Here is a 541-nt window from a genome sequence, read left to right as displayed (position 1 = left end):
GCTCGCGTCTGGCGTCGGTCAGGGCAATGGCGCGCTGAGTTTCAACAGCGATGGCAGCTATAGCTTCAATCCAGGGACGGACTTCGACAGCCTGGCCGCTGGCCAGAGTCGTGACGTCACTTTCACCTACACCGCGACCGACAACGACGGTGGTGTGAGTGCACCGCAAACGGTGACCATTACCGTCACTGGCACCAACGATGCCCTGATGGCGGTCGCCGATACCGGCAGCACGGGTGAGAATGCCACCCTCAACGTCGGGGCCGCCCAGGGTGNNCAGTGCGGTCAATGGTGTGGCAGGCAGCGTGGGGCAGGCGATCGCCGGCTCCAATGGGGGCACCTTTACCCTCAATGCTGACGGCAGTTACAGCTTCAATCCGGGCGCGGCGTTCGATCGCCTGGCCGCGGGTCAGCAAGACACCACCCAGATTGGCTACACCGTCAGTAACGGTCAGGGCGGCACCGATACCGCCACCCTGACCGTCACAGTGACCGGCACCAACGACCTGCCGGTCGCTCAGGCGGTCACGGCCACGACGGA

The 541-nt window shown here is 64.6% G+C and carries 2 protein-coding genes; both read left to right on the top strand.

Going from position 1 to position 541, the window contains the following annotated elements:
• The first annotated feature begins 34 nt into the window (after nt 1-34).
• Nucleotides 35-358 carry a VCBS domain-containing protein gene (locus DOM66_RS19315; RefSeq protein WP_455431024.1) on the top strand — a complete coding sequence of 108 codons (324 nt, stop codon included), beginning with the start codon at nt 35-37 and terminating at the stop codon, nt 356-358.
• Nucleotides 306-541, top strand: a 236-nt coding sequence (locus DOM66_RS19835) for an Ig-like domain-containing protein (RefSeq protein ID WP_223162086.1), incomplete at its 3' end; no start/stop codon positions are given. The genes DOM66_RS19315 and DOM66_RS19835, both read left to right, overlap by 53 nt.

This window comes from Salinicola endophyticus (genome assembly GCF_003206575.1).
In the GTDB taxonomy this organism is placed as follows: Bacteria; Pseudomonadota; Gammaproteobacteria; order Pseudomonadales; family Halomonadaceae; genus Salinicola; species Salinicola endophyticus.
Note: the sequence above shows the minus strand (reverse complement) of the source record. Positions and strands in the feature narration are given on the sequence as shown.